Origin of the sequence: Sulfitobacter sp. (assembly GCF_041552635.1) — a bacterium.
Classification (GTDB): domain Bacteria; phylum Pseudomonadota; class Alphaproteobacteria; order Rhodobacterales; family Rhodobacteraceae; genus Sulfitobacter.
Genome location: NZ_JBFEKM010000006.1, coordinates 24,419 through 45,305, shown reverse-complemented (window position 1 = coordinate 45,305; position 20,887 = coordinate 24,419). Strand labels below are relative to the sequence as shown.

22 protein-coding genes are annotated in these 20,887 nt (G+C 58.6%); 15 read left to right on the top strand and 7 right to left on the bottom strand.

Features of this window, described 5'->3' with window-relative positions; translation table 11 throughout:
* The coding region (locus tag ABYT07_RS01480; RefSeq protein ID WP_372988865.1) for a GNAT family N-acetyltransferase at positions 1 to 261 on the top strand (261 nt) is incomplete at its 5' end.
* Positions 262 to 357: 96 nt separating this feature from the next.
* Here ABYT07_RS01480 and ABYT07_RS01475 read toward each other — a convergent pair.
* Positions 358 to 933, bottom strand: a complete 576-nt coding sequence (locus ABYT07_RS01475; protein ID WP_372988863.1) for a GcrA family cell cycle regulator — start codon at positions 931 to 933, stop codon at positions 358 to 360.
* Between the two features lie 423 nt (positions 934 to 1,356).
* On the opposite strand from ABYT07_RS01475, the gene ABYT07_RS01470 reads away from it, so the two are divergent.
* The 3 genes from ABYT07_RS01470 to ABYT07_RS01460 all read left to right on the top strand — a co-directional run bounded on the left by ABYT07_RS01470 (position 1,357) and on the right by ABYT07_RS01460 (position 4,507).
* Positions 1,357 to 2,532: an aspartate aminotransferase family protein gene (locus ABYT07_RS01470; RefSeq protein ID WP_372988861.1), complete on the top strand. Its 1,176-nt coding sequence runs from the start codon at positions 1,357 to 1,359 to the stop codon at positions 2,530 to 2,532.
* A gap of 74 nt (positions 2,533 to 2,606) precedes the next feature.
* On the top strand, positions 2,607 to 3,512 hold the full coding sequence (gene argF, locus ABYT07_RS01465) for an ornithine carbamoyltransferase (protein WP_372988859.1): 906 nt from the start codon (positions 2,607 to 2,609) through the stop codon (positions 3,510 to 3,512).
* On the top strand, positions 3,512 to 4,507 hold the full coding sequence (locus ABYT07_RS01460) for a 2-dehydropantoate 2-reductase (protein ID WP_372988856.1): 996 nt from the start codon (positions 3,512 to 3,514) through the stop codon (positions 4,505 to 4,507). The genes argF and ABYT07_RS01460 overlap by 1 nt, the downstream gene beginning before the upstream one ends.
* Here ABYT07_RS01460 and ABYT07_RS01455 read toward each other — a convergent pair.
* Together ABYT07_RS01455 and ABYT07_RS01450 are read right to left on the bottom strand one after the other, a co-directional pair.
* Positions 4,500 to 5,981, bottom strand: coding sequence for an inorganic phosphate transporter (locus ABYT07_RS01455; RefSeq protein WP_372988854.1), 1,482 nt, complete (start codon positions 5,979 to 5,981; stop codon positions 4,500 to 4,502). The genes ABYT07_RS01460 and ABYT07_RS01455 overlap by 8 nt on opposite strands.
* Before the next feature lie 77 nt (positions 5,982 to 6,058).
* Positions 6,059 to 6,517 carry an NUDIX hydrolase gene (locus ABYT07_RS01450; RefSeq protein ID WP_372988867.1) on the bottom strand — a complete coding sequence of 153 codons (459 nt, stop codon included), beginning with the start codon at positions 6,515 to 6,517 and terminating at the stop codon, positions 6,059 to 6,061.
* 149 nt (positions 6,518 to 6,666) lie between these two features.
* Here ABYT07_RS01450 and gndA point away from each other — a divergent pair, with 149 nt between their 5' ends.
* On the top strand, positions 6,667 to 8,094 hold the full coding sequence (gene gndA / locus ABYT07_RS01445) for an NADP-dependent phosphogluconate dehydrogenase (protein WP_372988852.1): 1,428 nt from the start codon (positions 6,667 to 6,669) through the stop codon (positions 8,092 to 8,094).
* Here gndA and truA read toward each other — a convergent pair.
* Positions 8,091 to 8,861, bottom strand: a complete 771-nt coding sequence (gene truA / locus ABYT07_RS01440) for a tRNA pseudouridine(38-40) synthase TruA (protein WP_372988850.1) — start codon at positions 8,859 to 8,861, stop codon at positions 8,091 to 8,093. The genes gndA and truA overlap by 4 nt on opposite strands.
* Before the next feature lie 109 nt (positions 8,862 to 8,970).
* Between truA and ABYT07_RS01435 the strand changes: the two genes are divergently transcribed.
* From ABYT07_RS01435 to ABYT07_RS01415, 5 genes are all read left to right on the top strand, one after another.
* Entirely contained in the window at positions 8,971 to 10,383 is a 1,413-nt protein-coding gene (locus ABYT07_RS01435) for a YcjX family protein (RefSeq protein WP_372988848.1), read from the top strand.
* Positions 10,380 to 10,835, top strand: coding sequence for a GNAT family N-acetyltransferase (locus ABYT07_RS01430; RefSeq protein ID WP_372988846.1), 456 nt, complete (start codon positions 10,380 to 10,382; stop codon positions 10,833 to 10,835). Before ABYT07_RS01435 ends, ABYT07_RS01430 begins: the two co-directional genes overlap by 4 nt.
* A complete protein-coding gene (locus tag ABYT07_RS01425; protein WP_372988844.1) occupies positions 10,835 to 11,848 on the top strand; it encodes a YcjF family protein in 1,014 nt (337 codons plus the stop codon). The genes ABYT07_RS01430 and ABYT07_RS01425 overlap by 1 nt, the downstream gene beginning before the upstream one ends.
* Before the next feature lie 248 nt (positions 11,849 to 12,096).
* On the top strand, positions 12,097 to 15,012 hold the full coding sequence (gene ileS, locus ABYT07_RS01420) for an isoleucine--tRNA ligase (RefSeq protein ID WP_372988842.1): 2,916 nt from the start codon (positions 12,097 to 12,099) through the stop codon (positions 15,010 to 15,012).
* A gap of 30 nt (positions 15,013 to 15,042) precedes the next feature.
* On the top strand, positions 15,043 to 15,498 hold the full coding sequence (locus tag ABYT07_RS01415) for a methylated-DNA--[protein]-cysteine S-methyltransferase (RefSeq protein ID WP_372988840.1): 456 nt from the start codon (positions 15,043 to 15,045) through the stop codon (positions 15,496 to 15,498).
* 44 nt (positions 15,499 to 15,542) lie between these two features.
* On the opposite strand, the gene ABYT07_RS01410 is transcribed toward ABYT07_RS01415, so the two are convergent.
* Positions 15,543 to 16,238, bottom strand: a complete 696-nt coding sequence (locus ABYT07_RS01410) for a phosphatidylcholine/phosphatidylserine synthase (RefSeq protein WP_372988838.1) — start codon at positions 16,236 to 16,238, stop codon at positions 15,543 to 15,545.
* A gap of 186 nt (positions 16,239 to 16,424) precedes the next feature.
* On the opposite strand from ABYT07_RS01410, the gene rpmB reads away from it, so the two are divergent.
* From rpmB to ABYT07_RS01395, 3 genes are all read left to right on the top strand, one after another.
* Entirely contained in the window at positions 16,425 to 16,727 is a 303-nt protein-coding gene (gene rpmB, locus ABYT07_RS01405; RefSeq protein WP_008226682.1) for a 50S ribosomal protein L28, read from the top strand.
* Between the two features lie 103 nt (positions 16,728 to 16,830).
* Positions 16,831 to 17,175, top strand: a complete 345-nt coding sequence (locus ABYT07_RS01400) for a hypothetical protein (protein ID WP_372988835.1) — start codon at positions 16,831 to 16,833, stop codon at positions 17,173 to 17,175.
* A 42-nt stretch (positions 17,176 to 17,217) separates the two neighbouring features.
* Positions 17,218 to 17,733 (top strand): copper chaperone PCu(A)C, encoded by a 516-nt coding sequence (locus ABYT07_RS01395; protein ID WP_372988833.1) that lies wholly within the window; start codon positions 17,218 to 17,220, stop codon positions 17,731 to 17,733.
* A gap of 27 nt (positions 17,734 to 17,760) precedes the next feature.
* Here ABYT07_RS01395 and cobB read toward each other — a convergent pair whose 3' ends face one another.
* Positions 17,761 to 18,480 (bottom strand): Sir2 family NAD+-dependent deacetylase, encoded by a 720-nt coding sequence (cobB, locus tag ABYT07_RS01390; RefSeq protein ID WP_372988831.1) that lies wholly within the window; start codon positions 18,478 to 18,480, stop codon positions 17,761 to 17,763.
* Between the two features lie 57 nt (positions 18,481 to 18,537).
* Entirely contained in the window at positions 18,538 to 19,503 is a 966-nt protein-coding gene (locus ABYT07_RS01385) for a LysR family transcriptional regulator (protein WP_372988829.1), read from the bottom strand.
* A 178-nt stretch (positions 19,504 to 19,681) separates the two neighbouring features.
* On the opposite strand from ABYT07_RS01385, the gene ABYT07_RS01380 reads away from it, so the two are divergent.
* Together ABYT07_RS01380 and infA are read left to right on the top strand one after the other, a co-directional pair.
* On the top strand, positions 19,682 to 20,557 hold the full coding sequence (locus ABYT07_RS01380; RefSeq protein ID WP_372988827.1) for a carbon-nitrogen hydrolase family protein: 876 nt from the start codon (positions 19,682 to 19,684) through the stop codon (positions 20,555 to 20,557).
* 81 nt (positions 20,558 to 20,638) lie between these two features.
* Positions 20,639 to 20,857, top strand: coding sequence for a translation initiation factor IF-1 (gene infA / locus ABYT07_RS01375; RefSeq protein WP_005851736.1), 219 nt, complete (start codon positions 20,639 to 20,641; stop codon positions 20,855 to 20,857).
* Positions 20,858 to 20,887 lie beyond the last annotated feature (30 nt).

The window sequence follows — 20,887 nt, the reverse complement described above, 5'->3', positions numbered from 1 at the left end:
GGCGAACAATTCGCGCGCCGCGGCTATATGCGCGAAGCGATCGAAGCGACGGTGCACCATGCGTTCACCCGTCTGGATCTTAGCCGGATTGAGGCTGCTTGCTTGCCTGAAAACGCTGCATCGCGGGGGTTGCTGGAAAAGACTGGCTTTAAATACGAGGGGGTAGCGCAGAGCTATCTTCAGATCGACGGGCGGTGGCGCACGCATGTGCTGTATGCCCAGCTTCGCAATGACCGGCGTGGGAAAACGGCCGTCGGCTAGTGTCGTCGGGGCGGTGGTGTAAATCAAAGCTTTGAGATGTAAGTCCCTCTCCCGCGCAGGGGTTGCACGACGGGGGAGAGGATGTTTGCTGCGCGTTTACCGGCGGCGGTCGCGCCGCGCGCTCATCGGTTGAAAGGCGACGCCGACATGGGCTTCGCAATAGGGTTTACCCTGCTGCACAGGCAGACCGCAGAACCAGAAATCATCCGTTGCGGGATCGCCGACAGGCCATTTGCATGTCCGTTCGGTCAGGTCCATCAGGCCGATCTTCTTTGATTTCTTCTCGATCTCACTAACCTTAGCCAGCGCTTCGGGGCTGATCTCGTTAGCCGACGGCTGCGGGGGCAAAGGCTGGCCGGCTGGGATAATCTTGGCCCGTGCTGGCAGGTTCGGCTTGGGCGCAGGTGTCTCGGCGACCTCTTCGACCTTTTCTTTGGGTTCGGGCTTGGGGGCCGGTTTCGGCTTTGCCTCGGCCTTGGGGGCTGCGGGTGCTGCTGCAACAGGGGCCGCTGCAGCACCAGTGGTGGTGCGGTTCGACAGCCCCAAGCGGTGTACTTTGCCAATCACGGCGTTGCGTGTCACGCCGCCCAACTCTTTGGCGATCTGGCTGGCGGACTGCCCCTCACCCCACATCTTTTTCAAAATCTCTACGCGGTCATCGGTCCAAGACATTTGGCGTCCTTAGCTAAAAAGCGGCCCCAACTCGGACCGCCTTGGAAAATTTCAAGTTCCTATACTAATCACTGACAGCTTGGGTGCAAGGCGCGATCCTGTGTTTGAGCCGCTTGTGGCTGTATTCAGGCCCTCAAAACCACATCATATTTGATTATCTTCACAGACCAGCTCGGAAAACACGACCGGCCATCGCAATTTAGCTTTGCAAAACCGGAATGGGGCTTTATCCAACAGCCATGATCAAATGCGTATCCCATATCTCGCGACGACGCCAAAGCTAAGCCAGCTGACTGCCCCGACAGGGGTAGACGTGATCTTTTGCGACAATAATCCGTCGCTGTTTCGTAAATCCCATTGACCCTTTGCCGAACCCATGGCCTTTTGTGGCTTTGATGCGGCCAACCCCTAAGGATGTTCCTGATGATCCCATCTGTTCTGCCGACCTATTCTCGTGCGCCACTTAGCTTTGTCAAAGGCGAAGGCGCTTGGCTGATCGAACAAGACGGTCGCCGATTTCTGGATCTGGGGGCCGGTATCGCCGTGAACGCCTTGGGGCATGCACATCCTGCATTGGTATCTGCCCTGACGGAACAGGCGGGCAAGCTTTGGCACACGTCGAATCTGTACCAAATCCCGCAACAACAGGCGCTGGCCGATAAACTGGTCGCGCTCAGCTTTGCCGACACGGTATTTTTCACAAATTCCGGCACTGAATCTTGTGAACTGGCGGTCAAGATGGCTCGCAAGTATTTCTATGACAAAGGTCAGCCTGACCGTGTCGAGATCATCACCTTTTCGGGCTCCTTCCATGGTCGGTCCTCTGCCGGGATTGCGGCTGCGGGGTCTGAAAAAATGACCAAAGGGTTTGGCCCGCTTTTGCCGGGGTTTGTACATCTTGAATTTGGCGATCATGATGCGCTGACGGCAGCGATTACCGATACCACGGCTGCAATCTTGATCGAACCGGTTCAGGGTGAAGGCGGCATTCGCCCGGTGCCTGATCAATGTCTCAAGGGTTTGCGCGATCTGTGTGATGAACATGGCATCCTGCTGATCATGGACGAGGTGCAATGCGGTGTTGGGCGGACTGGCAAGCTTTTTGCCCATGAATGGTCCGGCATTGCCCCTGACATCATGATGGTCGCCAAAGGTATCGGCGGTGGGTTCCCCTTGGGGGCCGTTCTTGCGACAGAAGATGCCGCATCGGGCATGACCGCTGGCACCCATGGATCGACCTATGGCGGCAACCCGTTGGGATGTGCCGTCGGCAACGCCGTTATCGATATTATCGGCACACCTGAATTCCTGGCCGAGGTGAACCGCAAGGCAGGGCTGATCCGCCAAAAGCTAGAAGGTCTGGTCGCCAACCATCCCGATATATTCGAAAGCGTGCGCGGCAGCGGTTTGATGCTTGGGCTCAAATGCAAGGCAACCAACAGCGATGTGCTCAGTGCCGGCTATGCGCATGAGGTCATCACAGTTCCAGCAGCAGATAATGTGATCCGCCTTCTGCCGCCTCTCAACATCACCGATGAAGAAATTGCCGAAGCCATCTCGCGCCTTGATCAAGCAGCAGGCAGCCTCAAATCCGCCTGATCTTCATTTTGCCAAATAAACTCCGGGGGGTTGGGGGGCTGGCCCCCCTTCCTTTCTAAATAAAAGAATCTCTTATGAACCATTTTCTCGATATCCACCAAACCGATCCTGCCGATCTGCGGCACATCATTGATCACGCCGCCGCCATGAAAGCCAGCCGTCAAGGACGCCCCCGCGGTGCGCCTGATGACGAGCAGCCGCTCAAAGACCACATGGTCGCGCTGATTTTCGAAAAGCCCTCTACACGGACCCGCGTCAGTTTCGACGTCGGTGTGCGCCAGATGGGCGGCCAAACGATGGTCCTGTCCGGTGCTGACATGCAGCTTGGCCACGGCGAAACCATCGCCGACACCGCGCGTGTGCTGTCGCGCTATGTCGATTTGATCATGATCCGCACCTTCGAAGAAGCAACCCTGCTTGAAATGGCTGAATACGCGTCTGTTCCGGTCATCAACGGGCTGACGAACCGGACGCACCCATGCCAGATCATGGCGGATATTATGACCTTCGAGGAACACAACGGCCCGATCAAGGGCAAGAAAGTCGTCTGGTCCGGGGACGGCAACAACGTGTTCGCAAGCTTTGCCCACGCGGCCAAAAGCTTTGACTTTGAACTGGTCTTTACTGGCCCGCCAACCCTTGATCCGGAATCCTCGCTCAACGGGCTTTACACAACTGAACGCGACCCGAACAAGGCGGTCGAGGGCGCTGATCTGGTGGTCACAGACACATGGGTTTCCATGCACGACCCGCAATCAGCGCGTGAACGGCGCCATAACCAACTGCGCGGCTATCAGGTGAATGATGCGCTGATGGCCAAGGCAAAACCAGATGCCTTGTTCATGCATTGCCTGCCCGCGCACCGCGATGACGAGGTGACAAGCTCGGTGATGGATGGCCCCAGTTCGGTGATCTTTGACGAGGCGGAAAACCGGCTGCATGCTCAAAAATCCGTCATGCGCTGGTGCTTGGGCAAGTGATGCTAAATCAGCCGATCGTCGTTGCGGGTGCAGGGGCGATCGGCTGTTTCGTGGGCGGGCTGTTGGCGGCGGCGGGGCACCCCGTCACGCTTTTGGGCCGCCCGCGTATTCTTGACCATATCAGATCGCACGGTTTGCGCCTGACCGATTTTGGCGGGCTTGATTGTGCGGTCGATGGCTCTGACGTGACCCTGTCAGACGATTTGGCATGTTTGGCTAGTGCCCGAATTATCCTAGTCTGCGTAAAGACCGGCGATAGTGCGACGATAGCTCATGCCATCGCCACCCATGCGGCACCGACAGCAACGGTGCTAAGCTTGCAAAACGGGATGGAGGCCGCACAGGTTTTGCGCCAATGCTTGCCGCAATTTGATGTGCGCGCAGGAATGGTGCCCTTCAATGTCGTCCCAACGGCCGCTGGCAGCTATCATCGCGCCACCAGCGGCGACATTGTGATCGAGGCTGGCCCGAAAGATATCGGCCAACATCTGGACACGCCCGATCTGATGTTCACCGAAACGGGGCAGATTGAAGCCGTCCAATGGGGCAAGCTGCTGATCAACCTGAACAATGGCTTGAACGCGCTCTCGGGACTGACCTTGCAGGAACAGCTGCTTAGCCGCCCGTGGCGCTGCATCATGGCCGCGCAAATGGCCGAGGCGTTGCTTGTGCTCAAGGCGCATGGCATTTCGGCAGCGTCCACCACGCCGCTGCCAGTTGGCCTGATCCCGTGGGTGTTGCGCTTGCCCACGCCGTTGTTTTCACGCGTCGCGACAAAGATGCTGACGATTGATCCGACCGCGCGCACGTCGATGTCCTATGATATCGAGCTTGGCAAACCGACAGAGATTGACGCGCTTCAGGGGTTGATCATCGACATGGGGGCCCAAAAGTCAGTGCCGACCCCGATGTGTATCCGCGTGTCCCAGCAGATCAAAAGGGCGCAAGACGCACGGCAGGGGCTGCCCAATCTGACACCGTCGGACCTTAACTGACTAGGCTGGTCAGGACCCAGTAAATCACCGCCGACATGATTGCCGCCGCAGGAACCGTGATGACCCAAGCGGCGAGGATTGTCATGAAGTGCGACCGGCGCACCAGCTTGCGCCTGCGCCGTTCCTCGATGGCCATGCTGTTCACGCGGCCGACAATGGCACCGGGGCGGCGCAGGCGGCGTTCCATATGCCATTCGCGGTAGAACCCCACGCCAAACACGCCCCCCACAGCGATATGCGTTGAACTGACGGGCAGGCCCAACCCTGATGCGACGATTACGGTAATCGCGGCTGAAAGCGCTACGCAATAGGCGCGCATCGGGTTCAGTTTCGTGATCTGGCTGCCCACCATGCGGATCAGCTTGGGGCCGAACAGGAACAACCCGAACGAGATTCCGAAAGCGCCGATGACCATGACCCACATGGGGATTGATACTTTGGCCTCTACCCCGCCGAATTCGCTGGCATGCACAATTGCTGCTAACGGTCCCACGGCATTGGCGACATCATTCGCCCCGTGGGCAAAGCTTAGCAGGGCTGCGGAAAAGATCAGGGGCAGGGCGAAAAGCAGTTTGACGGATTTATTGCGGTTCTCCATCCCGTGGGATTTGCGTTCGACATAAGGGCGCGACAGCACATAGGCCACGACACCCAACCCCAAGCCAATCAACAGGGCGCTGCCCATGTTGATGTGGATGATTTTGCCCAACCCCTTTAGGGCGAGATAGGCGGCAAAGACGCCTGCCATGACGCCGATCAATATCGGAACCCAGCGGCGCGCAGCTGCGATTTTATCCTCTTGATATAGTATTTTAGATTTAATCAGGGCCAGAAACAGCGCAGCGATCAGGCCGCCTAACGCTGGCGAAATGATCCAGCTTGCGGCGATCATACCCATCGACGCCCAGTTGACGGCCGCCATCCCTGCTGCGGCTATTCCGGCCCCCATGACGCCGCCCACAACCGAATGTGTGGTCGACACCGGCGCGCCCACCCAAGTGGCAAGGTTCACCCAAAGCGCAGAAGATATCAGCGCGGCCATCATCGCCCAAATAAAGACTTTGGTATCTGAAACCGATGCGGGGTCGATGATGCCCTTGGCAATGGTTGAGACGACATCGCCCCCCGCCAGCAGCGCGCCGGCACTTTCGCATACGGCGGCAATCACAATGGCCCAGCCCATGCTCAGCGCCTTGGCCCCGACCGCAGGCCCCATGTTGTTGGCAACGTCATTTGCGCCGATATTGACGGCCATATAGGCCCCGAATGCGGCCGCTGCGATCACGATAAAATTCGAGGGGGCATGCCCAAGGAAGACGGCAGCCGCCAAAGCCGCCATGACAATAAAGGCCAAAGCGATGCCCAGACCGACCATGGGCCGCGCAACATAACTGGCGGCTTGCTCAACGCGCGAAATGCGGTGCAGGTCGGTGTCCAGTGTTTTCCACTGCTGACCTTTGGGTGCGTCTGTCATGAAGGCTCCGGTTTCTCAAACCCGGCGGTGGTGGCATATGGCAGATGATTTAACAAGCCAGACGGCATGCAGGGGCATCAGAGGCTTAACAATATTTCCCTAAGCGCTGGTTCTGCAACAAGCTGCGCGGCTTCTTTCGGGGTAAACCAACGCCGTGTGCGCTGGCCGACCTCGGGGTAGGCATCTTGAATATGGCGCACACGTGTCAAATAGACTTGCGCCACCACAGGTGTGGACAGCCCGTCGTTCAACCCTTTGTCGTAATCATAAAATCCGATGGGATCGGTTTCTATATCGGCCTTTGACACACCTGCCTCTTCCCATGCCTCGCGAAGTGCGGCCTGCGCACCGTTCATCCCGTCGATCGGCCAGCCTTTAGGCACAATCCATCGTCCGGTGTCCCGGCTGGTGACTAATAAGACCTGTTTCCCGTTTTCCGTTTCACGGTAGCACAGTGCTGCGACCTGCACCATTTTTGGGCGTTGCCACATGGGAAGGATCATATCCGCCCACGCGCGTTTGAAGGCGTGCATCATTCTGAAACCAAATGCCTGAATACTTGTTTTTGCTTTTATGTGCTCTTTGTAAACGAATTCATAACTGAAATCAAATTCTTGCCAGTTTACCCTTGTAGCGCAGAGTTCGCATCGCCACTCTTTTCGCAAACCAAGAAGGAACAAGAGGCATGATAATGCATCACGGCGACGCCGATATCGGGGTTTACGGTCTGGGCACCATGGGGAGCGCGCTGGCGCTGAACCTTGCGGATCACGGGTTCAAGGTCGCGGTCAGCAATAAGGAAGCGGATTGGATCGTCCCATTCATTGATGCGTCCGGCCCCCTTGAGGCGCGCCTGACAGGCACCGAAACGCTATCGGATTTCGTCGCCGCCATTGCCCGCCCGCGCAGCATTTTGTTCATGATCCCCTCGGGTGCGCCAATGGACGCCATGATTGACGCGATCATGCCCCTGCTGGACGAAGGCGACACGATCATTGATGGCGGCAACGCAGATTTCAACGATACCCGTCGCAGATCCGCCGCCTTCAAGGGGACGGGGCGGCATTTCGTTGGGATGGGCGTTTCGGGCGGTGCCGAAGGGGCGCGGCATGGCCCGTCGATGATGGTGGGCGGTACGCCGCACAGCTGGGACCAGCTGCGCCCGATGGTACAGGCCATCGCTGCCAAGTTCGAGGGCGATCCCTGTGTGGCGCATCTGGGCCCCGATGGGGCGGGCCATTTTGTGAAGACCGTGCATAACGGCATCGAATATGCTGATATGCAAATGATCGCAGAGGTTTATGGCCTGCTGCGTGATACGGGCGGCCAGTCAGCCCCAGAAATCGGCGCGCTGTTCGAAGGCTGGCAAAACGGCCCGCTAAGCTCGTATCTGATCGAGGTTTCGGCGGCGGCGCTTAAGACAGTGGACCCCGAAACGGGCCAACCTTTGGTGGATGTGATCCTTGATCATGCGGGGCAAAAGGGCACCGGTCGCTGGACTTTGATCGAGGCGCTAAAACTGGGGCAATCCGCCAGCACGATTGAGGCCGCAGTCGGTGCGCGCGGGTGGTCGAGCGAGAAGGGAACACGCGTGACCGCCGAGCCGCAGCTGCCGGAAATGCCACAGCAAAGCGATTTCCCACCACCCGCTGATCTTGAACACGCCCTGCTTGCCGCTCGTATCCTCGGCCACGCGCAGGGATTTCGTATCCTTGCCGCGGCGTCGGCAGACTTTGACTGGCAGCTTGATATGGCGCGCATTTCCGAAATCTGGCGGGCCGGGTGTATTATCCGCTCTGCCTTGCTGGACGATTTCGCCGCAGCCTTTCGGGGCGATGCTCCTCAGGGCGAACTGGTGCTTGCGCCTGCGATTTCAGAGATGCTGGAAAGGTCAATCGGCGCTTTGCGGCGCGTCGTTGCGGCGGCTGTTCTCGCAGGTGTCGCCGTGCCTTCGCTTAGCGCGGCATTGGCGTGGTATGACACGATCCGGCGCGGGCGTGGCACGGCCAACCTTATTCAGGCGCAGCGTGATTTCTTTGGCGCACATGGGTTCGAGCGTTTGGACGCCGAAGGCCCGCATCACGGCATTTGGAACCCGATCCAGAAAACCTAGCGTGCGAACGGATCCACGGGATATCCCACATGCGTCAGATATAACCCATGCGGCGGCGATACCGGACCGCATGCCTGCCGGTCGCGCGCATCGCGCATCGTTTTGACATCATCGGGCGTCAGCGACCCTGCGCCAACCCGTTCTAGGGTGCCGACAAAGCTGCGAACCTGATTGTGCAGGAACGACCGTGCGCGCACGTCCAGATGTACCTCAAGCCCGCCAAGGGTTTCGACGGCAGAAATATCAATACGGTCAACGGTTTTGACCGGCGTCGCCGACTGGCAGATCGTGGAGCGGAACGTGGTGAAATCATGTTTCCCGATTAGATGCGCCGCCCCTGCGCGCATTGCCTCCAGATTAAGCGGTTTTTTTACCTGCCAGACCAGCCCTGCCTGATGGGTCGCAGGCGCACGGCGCACCAGAATGCGAAAGTGATAGCGACGTTCCTGCGCTGAAAAACGCGCATGAAAATCCTGACCCACGGGCGCGCAATCGACGACCGCCACCGGGTTGGGTTTCATGTGATAGTTCAGCGCTTCTGATAGACGGAACGGTTCCCAGTTGCGTTCCATATCGCAGTGGGCCACCTGACCCATTGCGTGCACACCCCCATCGGTCCGCCCTGCGGCAGCGATCTTGTGGGCGCGGGGCTCAACCTTGGCCAAGGCCGCTTCGACGACACCCTGAACCGTTGCAAGGCCGATCTGCCGTTGCCAGCCTACGAAAGGTACGCCGTTATATTCGATTTTCAGGGCAAAGCGATACATGGCGCGGGCTTAGCGTGGGTGGTGCCTTCTGGCAATCCCTGCTCCCCGTGCTTATGTTCTCTTTCAGCAGCAAGACCAGGCAACAACAAGATTAGGGCGGGCGCGGGCTTTGGTACTTTCAAAAATTGCCGATGGTATTTGGCGGCAGGTGGAAAACGTGCAGGATGGCGTGTCCGAGGTGTTCTTTGAGCCGGTCATCCGTCTGGGCGTCACCGGATTGGCGCGTTCGGGAAAGACTGTGTTTATCACGTCGCTGGTGGCGAACCTGCTGGACCGCGGACGGATGCCGGGTTTGCTGGCCGCGTCCGAGGGCCGGATCGAGGCCGCGTTTTTGCAGCCCCAGCCTGACGACACCGTGCCGCGCTTTGAATATGAGAACCATCTTGCCGCTTTGACCGGCCCGACGCCCCATTGGCCCGACAGCACCCGCGCGATATCTGAACTGCGCTTGTCCCTGCGTGTGCGCCCCAACGGTCTGTTGGCGGGGTTTCAGGGACCGCGCACAATCCATCTGGATATCGTGGATTATCCGGGTGAATGGCTGCTGGATCTGGCGTTGATGGATGTGGATTACGCTAAATGGTCCGCGCAGGTTCTCAAGCGGATCGAGGGGCGCGCGGAAGCCGAAGCGTATCGCGCGTTGATCGCTGATACTGATCCACAAGCCGACCTTGATGAGCCTACAGCCCAAACCCTTGCTGCAAGCTTTGCCGAATATCTGCAAACTGCACGCGCAAACGGCTATTCGGATTGCACGCCGGGGCGGTTCTTGTTGCCCGGTGATCTGGCCGGATCGCCTGTGCTGACATTCGCGCCGCTGCCCGGCGGGGACGGGCCACGCGGGTCGCTGCTGCGCGAAATGGCGCGGCGTTTTGAGGCGTATAAACGCAAGGTCGTACAACCATTTTTCCGCGACCATTTTGCCAAGATTGACCGTCAGGTCGTGCTGGTCGATGCCCTTGGCGCGATCAATCAAGGCCCGCGCGCGGTCGAAGACCTGCGCGCCGCAATGAGCGAGATCCTGAGCAGCTTTAAACCCGGTCGCAACGGCTTTATGACACAAATTCTGCGCGGCAAACGGGTCGAGAAAATACTCTTCGCCGCGACCAAAGCCGATCATCTGCATCATTCCCAACACCCCAGTCTGACCGCGATCATGGAGGCGCTGACCCGTGATGCCCGTGACCGCGCGCGGTTCGCAGGGGCGGGCACCTCTGCGATGTCACTGGCATCGCTGCGCGCCACGACCGAAGCGTCGATGCCGCATGACGGCGAAACCTTGGATGTCGTGCGGGGTAGCTTGCTTGAGACCGGAAAAGAGGCGGCGTTCTATCCGGGCGAATTGCCCAAAGACCCCGCGCATCTGCTAAGCCCCGCGCGGGCAGGCGCAGATAAATGGCTGGATCAGGACTATAAAATCATGCGCTTTGCCCCTGCAAAGCTGAACCTGCGCCCCGGCGACGGTCCACCGCATATCCGGTTGGACAAAGCGGCTGAATTCCTGATCGGCGACAAGCTGTGACATTGGAGGAGCTCGCGATCGGACCTGCACATGTACTGGACGCCGGATCTTTGGCCGATGTGATGGCGCAGGCAAACGCGGGCCTTGGGTGGCTGCCCCGCGTCCACAGCAATGCCGAGGAAATTGGCACGTTGGGCGACATGATCGACGCTGGCTGGGTCGAAGTCGCACGGTCAGAGGCGCTGATCGTCGGTTTCCTCGCGCGGCGCGAGGCAGAAATTCACGGCCTGTATCTGCACCCCGCAGCGCAGGGCAAAGGCATTGCTCGCGCCCTGATGGAACGCGCCAAACGTGCGCGGGATGATTTGGGGCTGTGGAGTTTTGAAGCAAATGCACGGGCGTCGCGGTTTTATCGCAAGGCGTCCTTTGTCGAGATTGCGCGCAGCGACGGGTCCGGCAATGACTTTGGTTTACCGGACATCCGGTTCGAATGGAAAAAAGGGGCTGCGTGATGGCAAAAGGTCCGATCTTGTTTGATCTAGAAGAAGACGCGGCACCCCGCCCTTCTGTTTCCGAAGCGCCCCCCGTGCCCGAGGTTGGCATGCCCGCACCCCAAGGGCAGGCGATGCAGATCGCAGCACGGCTGGGGGCGCGCAAACCGTCAAAGCTGGTCAAGCTGTTCTGGTGGTTGCTCACGACCTTTGTCGGGGCGCTGGTATCCATTGCTGCGTGGAATTTCATTGCCGGTCTGATGGCCAGCTATCCCGTGATCGGGTTGGCAATGAGCGTGCTGATCGGCGCATTGCTGCTGGTGTTGGCCTTGCTGTGCCTGCGCGAGCTTGCGGCGTTTAGCCGGCTCGCGCGGCTGGACGGATTGCACCACGACGTAGGCGAGGCGTTGGCGCAAGATGATTTGAAAGCAGCGCGGTCGGTGACGGACCGTTTGGTTGGACTGTACAAGGGACGTGAAGACACCCGCTGGGGCCGCGACCGCTTGGCCGAGCTGCGCGAAGATCAGCTGGATGCCCATAGTCTGTTGGCTTTGGCCGAGACAGAATTGCTGGGTCCGCTTGATATTGCCGCCAGCCGCGAGGTCGAGGCCGCAGCGCGGCAAGTCGCGACGGTGACCGCACTGGTGCCGCTGGCACTGGCTGATGTGGCCGCAGCCCTGACCAGCAACCTGCGCATGATCCGCCGCATCGCCGAGATTTATGGCGGACGGTCGGGGTTTTTCGGGTCGTGGCGGCTGACGCGGGTGGTGATGTCGCATCTGGTGGCCACCGGCGCGGTTGCGGTGGGCGACGATATGCTCGAGCCGATTTTGGGTGGGACGATGTTGGCCAAGCTTTCGCGCCGCTTTGGCGAGGGGCTGGTTAACGGTGCACTGACGGCGCGGGTCGGTGTTGCCGCTATGGAAGTCTGCCGTCCGATGCCGTTTTCCCAAGGGCGCAGACCCAAGGTGCGCAGCATCATCAAGCGGGCCTTGTCGGGGTTGTTCAGCAAAGGACCGCAGGCTGAGGGGTGAGTGGGACGCAAGATTGGGGCGCTGCCCCAAACCCCGGGATATTTAAGAGCCAGAGAACGCGGGGTGGGGGGCTTGTCGGTTGTCTTGGTGGAGCCTATAAGGCGCGTATGAACCGGATATCCGTGATCATTATTCGAATTATTTTCCCGGCGCTCTGATTTGACGAGACGCCGGGCCTTAGGTGTTCGAGACACTCGCACCGCAGCTGACCATCCCTTTTCATATTCGTTTGCCAAAGGACGCCCCATATGTGCGCCGACACCCCCGAAACAGTAGACTACAAATCCACGCTGAATCTGCCCAAGACCGATTTTCCGATGCGCGCCGGGCTGCCCAAGCGCGAGCCGGAATGGCTTGAGCGGTGGGAGAAGATTGGCGTTTATGATCGGTTGCGTGAGAAAGAAGGGCGCACACCTTTTACGCTGCATGACGGACCGCCCTATGCCAACGGCCATCTGCACATTGGTCACGCGCTGAACAAAACCATCAAGGACATGATCGTGCGATCGCACCAGATGATGGGTTTTGATGCGCGCTATATCCCCGGGTGGGATTGTCACGGTCTGCCGATTGAATGGAAGATCGAGGAACAATACCGCCAGAAGGGCAAGAACAAGGACGACGTGCCGATCAATGATTTCCGCGCTGAGTGCCGCAAGTTTGCTGCCGGTTGGGTGGACATCCAGCGCGAAGAATTCAAGCGTTTGGGCATCACCGGCAATTGGGCCGATCCGTATTTGACCATGGATTTCCATGCGGAGCGTGTGATCGCAGAAGAGTTCATGAAGTTTCTGATGAACGGTACGCTTTATCAGGGATCCAAGCCCGTGATGTGGTCGCCGGTGGAAAAGACCGCTTTGGCCGAGGCTGAGGTGGAGTATCACGACAAGGAAAGCTTTACCATTTGGGTGAAATTCAAGGTTGTGGGGACGGGCGACGCTGCATTGGACGGGGCGCAGGTGGTGATCTGGACCACGACGCCTTGGACCATGCCCAGCAACAAGGCCGTCGTTTACGGCGAAGACATTGCTTACGGCCTGTACGAAGTGACCGACTGCCCAGAGGAATCCTGGGTCAACGTCGGTGATCGCTATATCCTGTCCGACGGGATGGCGATGGAGGTGTTCGGTCGCGCGCGTCTTGATGAAACGCAAGTGCGCCGTGTGTCTGATGTGACGCAGGATGATCTGGCCAAGATCAGCTTGCAGCACCCGCTGGCCGGTGCAGAAGGCGCAAATGGCGAATGGGATGATCTGCGTGATTTCCGTGCCGCTGATTTTGTGACCGACACCGAAGGCACGGGTTTCGTGCATTGTGCGCCGTCGCATGGCCTTGAGGAATATGAACTGTACCGCGATCTGGGGATGCTGGAGCAAGTGATCACCTACAATGTGGTCGAAGACGGATCCTTCCGCGTTGACCTGCCGTTCTTTGGCGGGAAAAGCATCCTCAAGCCAAACGGCAAAGAGGGTGATGCTAACACCGCCGTGATCAACAAGCTGGTCGAAGTTGGCGGGCTGCTGGCGCGTGGCAAGATCAAGCACAGCTACCCGCATTCGTGGCGGTCCAAAGCTCCGGTGATCTATCGCAACACGCCGCAATGGTTTGCCGCGATCGACAAACCTGTCGGCGACGGGTTGGACATGCATGGCAAGACGATCCGTGAACGTGCCCTGACCGAAATTGATAACGTCAACTGGGTGCCCAAAAAGGGCCGCAACCGCCTGTATTCGATGATGGAGGCACGGCCTGATTGGGTGTTGTCGCGCCAACGCGCGTGGGGTGTGCCGCTGACCTGCTTTACCAAAAAGGGCGCGCTGCCGACGGATGCCGATTTCCTGCTGCGCAACGGGGATGTGAACCAGCGTGTCGTTGACGCGTTTGAAGCGGATGGCGCGGATGTCTGGTACGAAGACGGGGCCAAGGAACGCTTTCTGAGCGGGATCGTGAACCCTGACGACTATAATCAGGTGTTCGACATTTTGGACGTGTGGTTTGATTCCGGTTCGACCCATGCGTTTGTACTGCGCGACCGCCCGGACGGGACCAAGGATGGCATCGCAGATGTCTATATGGAAGGCACCGACCAGCACCGGGGCTGGTTCCATTCATCGCTGCTGCAATCGGTTGGCACGACAGGCCACGCGCCGTACCGCAATGTGGTCACGCACGGGTTTACGCTGGACGAGAAGGGCATGAAGATGTCCAAATCCATCGGGAACACCATCGTGCCCGAAAAGATCGTGCAGCAATACGGCGCGGATATTCTGCGGCTTTGGGTGGCGCAGACCGACTATACCGCAGACCAGCGCATCGGGCCTGAAATTCTGAAAGGCGTCGCCGATAGCTATCGCCGCCTGCGCAATACCATGCGGTATATGCTGGGCGCGCTGTCCGATTTCGAAGAAAGCGACCGGACGGCCCCCGCTGATATGCCGGAACTTGAGCGCTGGGTGCTGCACCGTGTGGCAGAGCTGGATCAAGTCGTGCGCGACGGCTATGCCAAGTTCGATTTTCAGGGCGTTTTTCAGGCGGTGTTCACCTTTGCGACGGTCGATCTGTCGGCGTTCTATTTCGATGTGCGCAAGGATGCGTTGTATTGTGATGGTGACACGGCACGCCGTCGTGCGGCGCGCACTGTGCTGGATATCCTGTTCCACCGTCTGACCACATGGTTGGCCCCGGTTCTGGTGTTCACCATGGAAGAAGTCTGGCTGGAGCGGTTCCCCGGCGAAGAAAGCTCGGTTCATCTGACTGACATCCCCGAAACACCCAAGGACTGGCTGGACGCCGATCTGGCGGCCAAATGGGCCAAGGTACGCGCCGCACGGCGGGTCGTGACGTCGGCTCTCGAGGTGCAGCGGGTCGAGAAAGTGATCGGGGCCTCGCTTGAGGCGGCCCCCATTGTCTATGTCGCCGATGATGCGCAGCGTGCAGCACTGGAAAGCGTCGCCTTTGAGGATGTCTGCATCACGTCGCAGATCACGATCACAGGCGATGATGCCCCCGCCGAAGCGTTCCGCATGCCGGAAACGGACGGCGTCGCGGTGATCTTTGAAAAGGCGGACGGCGAAAAATGTGCGCGCTGCTGGAAGGTGTTGCCGGATGTCGGCACGCATAGCCACGCTGGCGTATGCAGCCGTTGTGACGAGGCCGTGTCCTAGGATGGTGCCCCCGCTGAGCAACGCTGCGGCATGAAGCAATGCTCGGTTGTGACGCAGTTCGGCACGCTGACCCTGACCGAAGAGACAGGCGCGATCACGCGCCTGTCTTGGGGTCATGTAGATGCAGGGGCCACCAGCGATCTTTTGGACCGTGCCGCTGATCAATTGCGGGCCTTTGATGCGGGCAGGTTGACGCAATTCGACGTGCCATTGCAGGTCGCAGGCAGCGACGTTCTGCGCGCCGTCTGTGGCGAGATTTCAGCGATTCCCTTTGGTGAAACCTGCACCTATGGCGATATTGCCAAAAAGCTTGGCATCCCTGCACAGGTGGTGGGGCAGGCTTGTGGGCAGAACCCGATTCCCGTGATCATTCCGTGTCACCGAGTGATGGGGGCCAAGGGGCTGACAGGATATTCCGGCGCAGGGGGAATTGAGACCAAGATCGCACTGCTGCGCCACGAGGGTGCGGCAGGTCTTTTGATATAACGGATTTTTCTTGAGCGAAGAGGGGCGTGGGTTATTCACCCACCCTACAAGTTACGCTCGTAAAGGAACTGCTGGGCGACGCCTGCGAAGGTCAGATACAAGCTGGTGATAACCAACCCCCAATGCGCCCAACTTTCGGGATGAAAATCGACCCAAGCGGCCCATCCTGCAAAGAAGGTCCACGCAAGCGCCATGGGCAATGTCACTGGCCGCCAGCGCTCTGTGCGGACGGGGTGGACGAATTTCAGCGGCGCGAACATTGTCCCGGCAAGAAAGGTCACAAGGATCAGCGACACCCACCAAGGCGGGCTGAGCGCAAACAGCACCAGCACCAGCATGTTCCAGCACCCCGGAAAACCCCAAAAGGAATTGTCTTTTGTTTTCATGCGGGTATCACAGAAATACATCGCGCTGGCGAAGGTAATGATGATGATCATCACCCACCCGCTCCACCCGTCCATCAGGCCGGATTTGAACAGCGCAAAGGCTGGGATAAACACATAGGTCAGATAGTCGATGATCAGGTCCAGCAGGACTCCGTCGAACTGGGGCGCATTGGTTTTGACATTATATTTGCGCGCCAAGGGGCCGTCGATGCCATCGACAAAAAACGCGACAACCAGCCACAGGAACATCATATCCCATTTGCCGTCCACCGCAGCGAGCATGGCAAGCATGGCGAAAATCGCACCCGTTGCAGTAAAGAGGTGGACAAGAAGGGCGCGTGTCTGAATATGCATGGGTCACAAATGGCAAATCTTTTGCACGGATGCAAAAGGAAAAACGCATCTTGTAGCGCAGGCTTGGGTTGACCCCGCTACTGATTCCGCCTAAAGCCAGCAAACGAATTTCAGGGTTGCCGTAAAGCAGCCCGTTTGGGTTTGTGCCGGATCGCCGTCACCGCCCCGCAGCAAAAGGATTAACCCATGTCGCGTGTTTGCGAATTGACCGGAAAAGGCCCGATGACGGGCAACAACGTAAGCCACGCCAAAAACCGCACCCGTCGCCGGTTTTTGCCTAACTTGAACGATGTGACCCTGCAGTCTGAATCGCTGGGCCGCAGCTTCAAGTTCCGCATTTCCGCGGCTGCGTTGCGCACTGTTGACCACCGTGGTGGTTTGGACAAGTTCATGGCGAAAGCCAAGGATACAGAACTGTCCGGCAACGCCCTGAAGGTCAAGAAAGCGATTGCTAAGTCTGCAACAACGACTGCTGACGCGCTTTCCTAAGCTGTCCTTTACGACACGAATTTTGCATCCCCGGTCTCTTGGCCGGGGTTGCGGCGTTTTTACCTCTCGCAGATTTGTGGTCGACGCCTTAAGTAAGCCCCCTATGACATTCCGTTCTATCATTGCGATTGCGCTTGCCATGATGCTGGCCTTGACCGGGCAAAGCATGGCTGTGGCCCGTGGGGCGTCCGCCGCGACGGGGCAGATGGTGTTGTGTACGGGCTCTGGGCCTTTGGCTATCTATTTCGACGCGCAGGGCAAGCCAACCAGCGCACCGCATATATGTCCCGATTCGGCATTGAATATCGCCTTCGACGAGGCGGTGCTTCGGCCGGTCGTGCCAGAGCGGCTGATCACTTTCGAACGGGCCCGTCCCAAGCCGGTTTTGCCGGTCCTCGCGCAACGTATTGAACGACCCGGCCCAAGGGGGCCCCCTGTATTTGTCTGATTCAAAATACCTCAGACACTTATCAATTTACAGGAAATCCCAATGAAACTTATATCTTTGACCCGCGCGGTCTGCGCGATCGTTTTGCTGTCCGCCGCACCTTTGGCAGCACAGGGCATGATGGTGCATGACGCCTATGCCCGCAGTTCGACCGCTGCATCAACATCCGGTGCCGCCTTTCTCATGCTGATGAACCACACAGGGGCCGATGACCGGCTGGTTGGTGCGTCTTCGGATGTGGCGGAGAAAGTCGAACTGCACCAGCACGCCGAAGATGCGAATGGCGTGATGCGCATGGGCGAAATCGAGGGCGGCGTGCCAATCGCGGTGGACGCGGCCCATGAATTCAAACGTGGCGGTGATCACCTGATGTTCTTGGGGCTGAAGCGGCCTCTTGAGCAGGGCGATATTATCAAAGTGACGCTGGAGTTTGAAAAGGCCGGACCGGTTGAGATTGACGTAATCGTTGATCAGGACCGTCAGCCTGGCCACGGCACAATGGACCATTCCGGCCATGACAAAATGAACCACGCCAAACATGGCGACATGTCTAACTAAGCGACGCTTGGCGGTCTGGCGACAGGATCACCTGAAGCCGGGCCGCCCATGCGCCGTGTTTCCCAGCACCTCGTCGACCCATTCGGACACAACGCGCGTCGCGGGGCCTGTGCGATGTTCCGCGAACTGGTTGCCCACGGCGGACCGCTCTAGGTTCAGCTCGATTGTGTGGGCACCGTTGCGCCGTGCCTCGGCGACGAAACCCGCCGCAGGATAGACATTTCCCGATGTGCCAATGGCGGCAAAGATGTCAGCTTCGGCCAGATGGTCAAAGATCTCGTCCATGTCATATGGCATCTCTCCGAACCAGACGATATCAGGCCGCGCAGCAGGGGCCGCGCATTTCGGGCAAACATCCCCCGGTGCCATCACCATTGGCGCGGGCCAGCGGTGATTACAGGCCGCGCACAGGGCCGATTTCAACGCGCCATGCATGTGCATCACGTTTTTTGACCCGCCTTTTTCGTGCAGATCATCGACATTCTGAGTGACCACAACCACCTGACCCGCATATAGCTGCTCAAGCCGGGCCAATGCCTTGTGGGCGGCATTGGGCGACACTTCGGCGGCTTGCTTGCGGCGGGCATTATAGAAATCAACCACCAGTTCGGGATCTCGGGAAAATCCTTCAGGTGTGGCCACGTCCTCTACCCGGTGTTGCGCCCAAAGGCCGTCTTCGGCGCGGAAAGTTTCGATCCCGCTTTCGGCGGATATGCCTGCACCGGTGAGGATTACGATCTTGCTCATGAGGGGTGCCTTTCGTTTCGGTCAATGAACCAGCAAGCAACGGCGCGTGCAAGGCTGCTAACCCTCAAGGGTGTGAAAGCTGCCTGCAAGCCAAGGTAGCTGCGTATGCATTGGCGCGATCATATGGGTCTGCAGTAATTGACGCATGGTGGTGGCAATATTGCGCGACACCGGTCCCGTCCAGTCGGCCCCCGTGAACAGCGATATCTGCCGCGATACGCCGGGTGCGGGCAAGGGATGCGCGCCAAGGGCTGCATGAAACCGTTCTGCCCGTCCAAAGCCGAACGGTGTGGTGATCGCCCAGCCAATGCCGCGTGCCACCATGGCCATCAGCGCCAGATGGCTGCCGATTTCGAATTGCGATTCCAGTGTAATATTGCTGCGCGTCAGGTGGTTTTCGATCTGGTTCGCGATCAACTGATGTGATTCGTAGCGGAGGAATGGCAGCTGCCCGCGCCCTTCCAGCAGATCAACAACCCGTCCGTGAAAATCCGATGGTGTGACAACGATGAATGGGTCGCGGGCCAGGGGCAGTTCGATCAGCCCTTCCTTGGCATCGCCGCTGGTGGCTGCGATGGCAATGTGCAAGGATTTTTCCTGCATCGCTTGGATTAGGTTTTTGCTGCTGTCCGTGATCATACGGAACCGACAGCCCGCCATGCTATCTGCCAGCATCGTGGCCAAGCGCGGGGTCAGGTCATTGTCGAAATCGTCGATCACACCCAAGCTGAGGTCCGTTAAATGGGCTAGATCCATCACCGTTAATTCGCTTTGCGCCAGCCGCAGTTGCGTCAACGCCAATGTCATACGCCGCAAAAAACCTTCGCCTGCTGCGGTTAACCGCATTGGTCGGCGGCTGTGGTCCAGCAGGGCCACGCCAACGGCCGCTTCAAGGTTGCTTATCTGTTGGCTGACGGCGGGTTGGCTAAGGCCCGTGATTTCCGCCGCCTGTGCGACCGATCCACAGCTTGCCAGCGCTTCGAAGACTTCGATCCCGCGCAGGGTTACGCCCTTCTTGATCATTGCCATACCCTTGGTTGGTTTTCATTTTTGTGAAACTATTTGCGATAAGTGGCAAGTTTTATGTCACTAGCAGGTGGCGGATTTCTAAATGTCAAAATAGTGCATGCCAGCGCAGCCACCTCTTGAAGCGGAGCCGCATCGGGCGCACCATAGGCATCACACAAGCCGGAGACATAAGATGAAGATCGCAACAGCTGCCTATCCCCTGGATGTGCTGACCAGCTGGGCCCAGTATGAAGACAAGCTGGCCAGCTGGGTCGCAGGGGCCGCCCAATACGGGGCGAAACTGCTGGTTTTCCCGGAATATGGCGCGATGGAGCTGGCGACCTTGGCAGGCCTCGACGTGGCGGCTGATCTTGAGGCATCTTTGTTTGCAGTATCGGACCGATTGCCCGACGCAGACGTGTTGCATCAAAAGCTGGCGGCAGAATACGGCGTCCATATCGTTGCCGCCTCTGGCCCTGCGGCGACTGCGACGCGGCCCGTGAACCGCGCAAGGTTGATCACACCCGATGGCAAGATCGGCGTGCAAGACAAGCAGATTATGACGCGTTTCGAGCGCGAGGTCTGGCATGTTATCGGCGGCAATGCCTTGCAGGTGTTTGACACTACGATTGGTAAAATCGGCATCCTAATATGCTACGACAGCGAATTTCCGCTGCTGGGCCGCGCGCTTGCCGAATGTGACATCATCGCGGTCCCCAGCGTCACCGAATCCATGGCAGGCTATTGGCGTGTTCGGATCGGGTCCATGGCCCGCGCGCTTGAGAATCAGTGCATCACGGCGATGTCTTCGTGCGTTGGGCCTGCGGATTGGTCGGACGCTTTGGGCCTGTCTTATGGGGCGGGGGGCATCTTTTGCCCGCCGGATGTCGGCTTTCCGCCGACCGGGGTGCTGGCCGCAGCCGACATTAACGTGCCCGGATGGACCTATGCCGAGGTCGATTTGGCCCAAATTGCCCGTGTCCGTGCAGATGGCGTTGTGTTGAACCGCGCGCATTGGCAAGATCAGGCCGGACGCGACGCAACGGCGATAAACGTATCCTTAATGTGAATAGGCCTTGAAAAACGGGAAGATTGCGCCCATTTAAGCCTGCGTCCCGGAATTGCGGGACATAGTATTCAAGGAGAGACCATGGCCAAGGAAGACACGCTCGAATTCCCCGGTATTGTCAAGGAACTCCTGCCGAATGCGACATTCCGGGTCGAGCTTGAAAACGGCCATGAGATTATCGCACATACGGCAGGCAAAATGCGCAAAAACCGCATTCGTGTTCTGGCAGGCGATAAAGTACAGGTGGAAATGACCCCCTATGATCTGAGCAAGGGCCGGATCAATTACCGCTTTAAATAACGCGTTTTACCGGAAGTCTCGCGATTTTCG

What these genes read in the sequence shown, in the direction of transcription:
- ABYT07_RS01385 (WP_372988829.1), bottom strand. Translation starts at nt 19,503, where the DNA reads ATGATCAAGAAGGGCGTAACCCTGCGCGGGATCGAAGTCTTCGAAGCG.
- ABYT07_RS01400 (WP_372988835.1), top strand. Translation starts at nt 16,831, where the DNA reads ATGACATTCCGTTCTATCATTGCGATTGCGCTTGCCATGATGCTGGCC.
- ABYT07_RS01475 (WP_372988863.1), bottom strand. Translation starts at nt 933, where the DNA reads ATGTCTTGGACCGATGACCGCGTAGAGATTTTGAAAAAGATGTGGGGT.
- rpmB (WP_008226682.1), top strand. Translation starts at nt 16,425, where the DNA reads ATGTCGCGTGTTTGCGAATTGACCGGAAAAGGCCCGATGACGGGCAAC.
- infA (WP_005851736.1), top strand. Translation starts at nt 20,639, where the DNA reads ATGGCCAAGGAAGACACGCTCGAATTCCCCGGTATTGTCAAGGAACTC.
- truA (WP_372988850.1), bottom strand. Translation starts at nt 8,861, where the DNA reads ATGTATCGCTTTGCCCTGAAAATCGAATATAACGGCGTACCTTTCGTA.
- ileS (WP_372988842.1), top strand. Translation starts at nt 12,097, where the DNA reads ATGTGCGCCGACACCCCCGAAACAGTAGACTACAAATCCACGCTGAAT.
- argF (WP_372988859.1), top strand. Translation starts at nt 2,607, where the DNA reads ATGAACCATTTTCTCGATATCCACCAAACCGATCCTGCCGATCTGCGG.
- ABYT07_RS01410 (WP_372988838.1), bottom strand. Translation starts at nt 16,238, where the DNA reads ATGCATATTCAGACACGCGCCCTTCTTGTCCACCTCTTTACTGCAACG.
- ABYT07_RS01470 (WP_372988861.1), top strand. Translation starts at nt 1,357, where the DNA reads ATGATCCCATCTGTTCTGCCGACCTATTCTCGTGCGCCACTTAGCTTT.
- ABYT07_RS01415 (WP_372988840.1), top strand. Translation starts at nt 15,043, where the DNA reads ATGAAGCAATGCTCGGTTGTGACGCAGTTCGGCACGCTGACCCTGACC.
- ABYT07_RS01460 (WP_372988856.1), top strand. Translation starts at nt 3,512, where the DNA reads ATGCTAAATCAGCCGATCGTCGTTGCGGGTGCAGGGGCGATCGGCTGT.
- ABYT07_RS01425 (WP_372988844.1), top strand. Translation starts at nt 10,835, where the DNA reads ATGGCAAAAGGTCCGATCTTGTTTGATCTAGAAGAAGACGCGGCACCC.
- ABYT07_RS01455 (WP_372988854.1), bottom strand. Translation starts at nt 5,981, where the DNA reads ATGACAGACGCACCCAAAGGTCAGCAGTGGAAAACACTGGACACCGAC.
- gndA (WP_372988852.1), top strand. Translation starts at nt 6,667, where the DNA reads ATGATAATGCATCACGGCGACGCCGATATCGGGGTTTACGGTCTGGGC.
- ABYT07_RS01450 (WP_372988867.1), bottom strand. Translation starts at nt 6,517, where the DNA reads ATGATGCACGCCTTCAAACGCGCGTGGGCGGATATGATCCTTCCCATG.
- ABYT07_RS01380 (WP_372988827.1), top strand. Translation starts at nt 19,682, where the DNA reads ATGAAGATCGCAACAGCTGCCTATCCCCTGGATGTGCTGACCAGCTGG.
- ABYT07_RS01395 (WP_372988833.1), top strand. Translation starts at nt 17,218, where the DNA reads ATGAAACTTATATCTTTGACCCGCGCGGTCTGCGCGATCGTTTTGCTG.
- cobB (WP_372988831.1), bottom strand. Translation starts at nt 18,480, where the DNA reads ATGAGCAAGATCGTAATCCTCACCGGTGCAGGCATATCCGCCGAAAGC.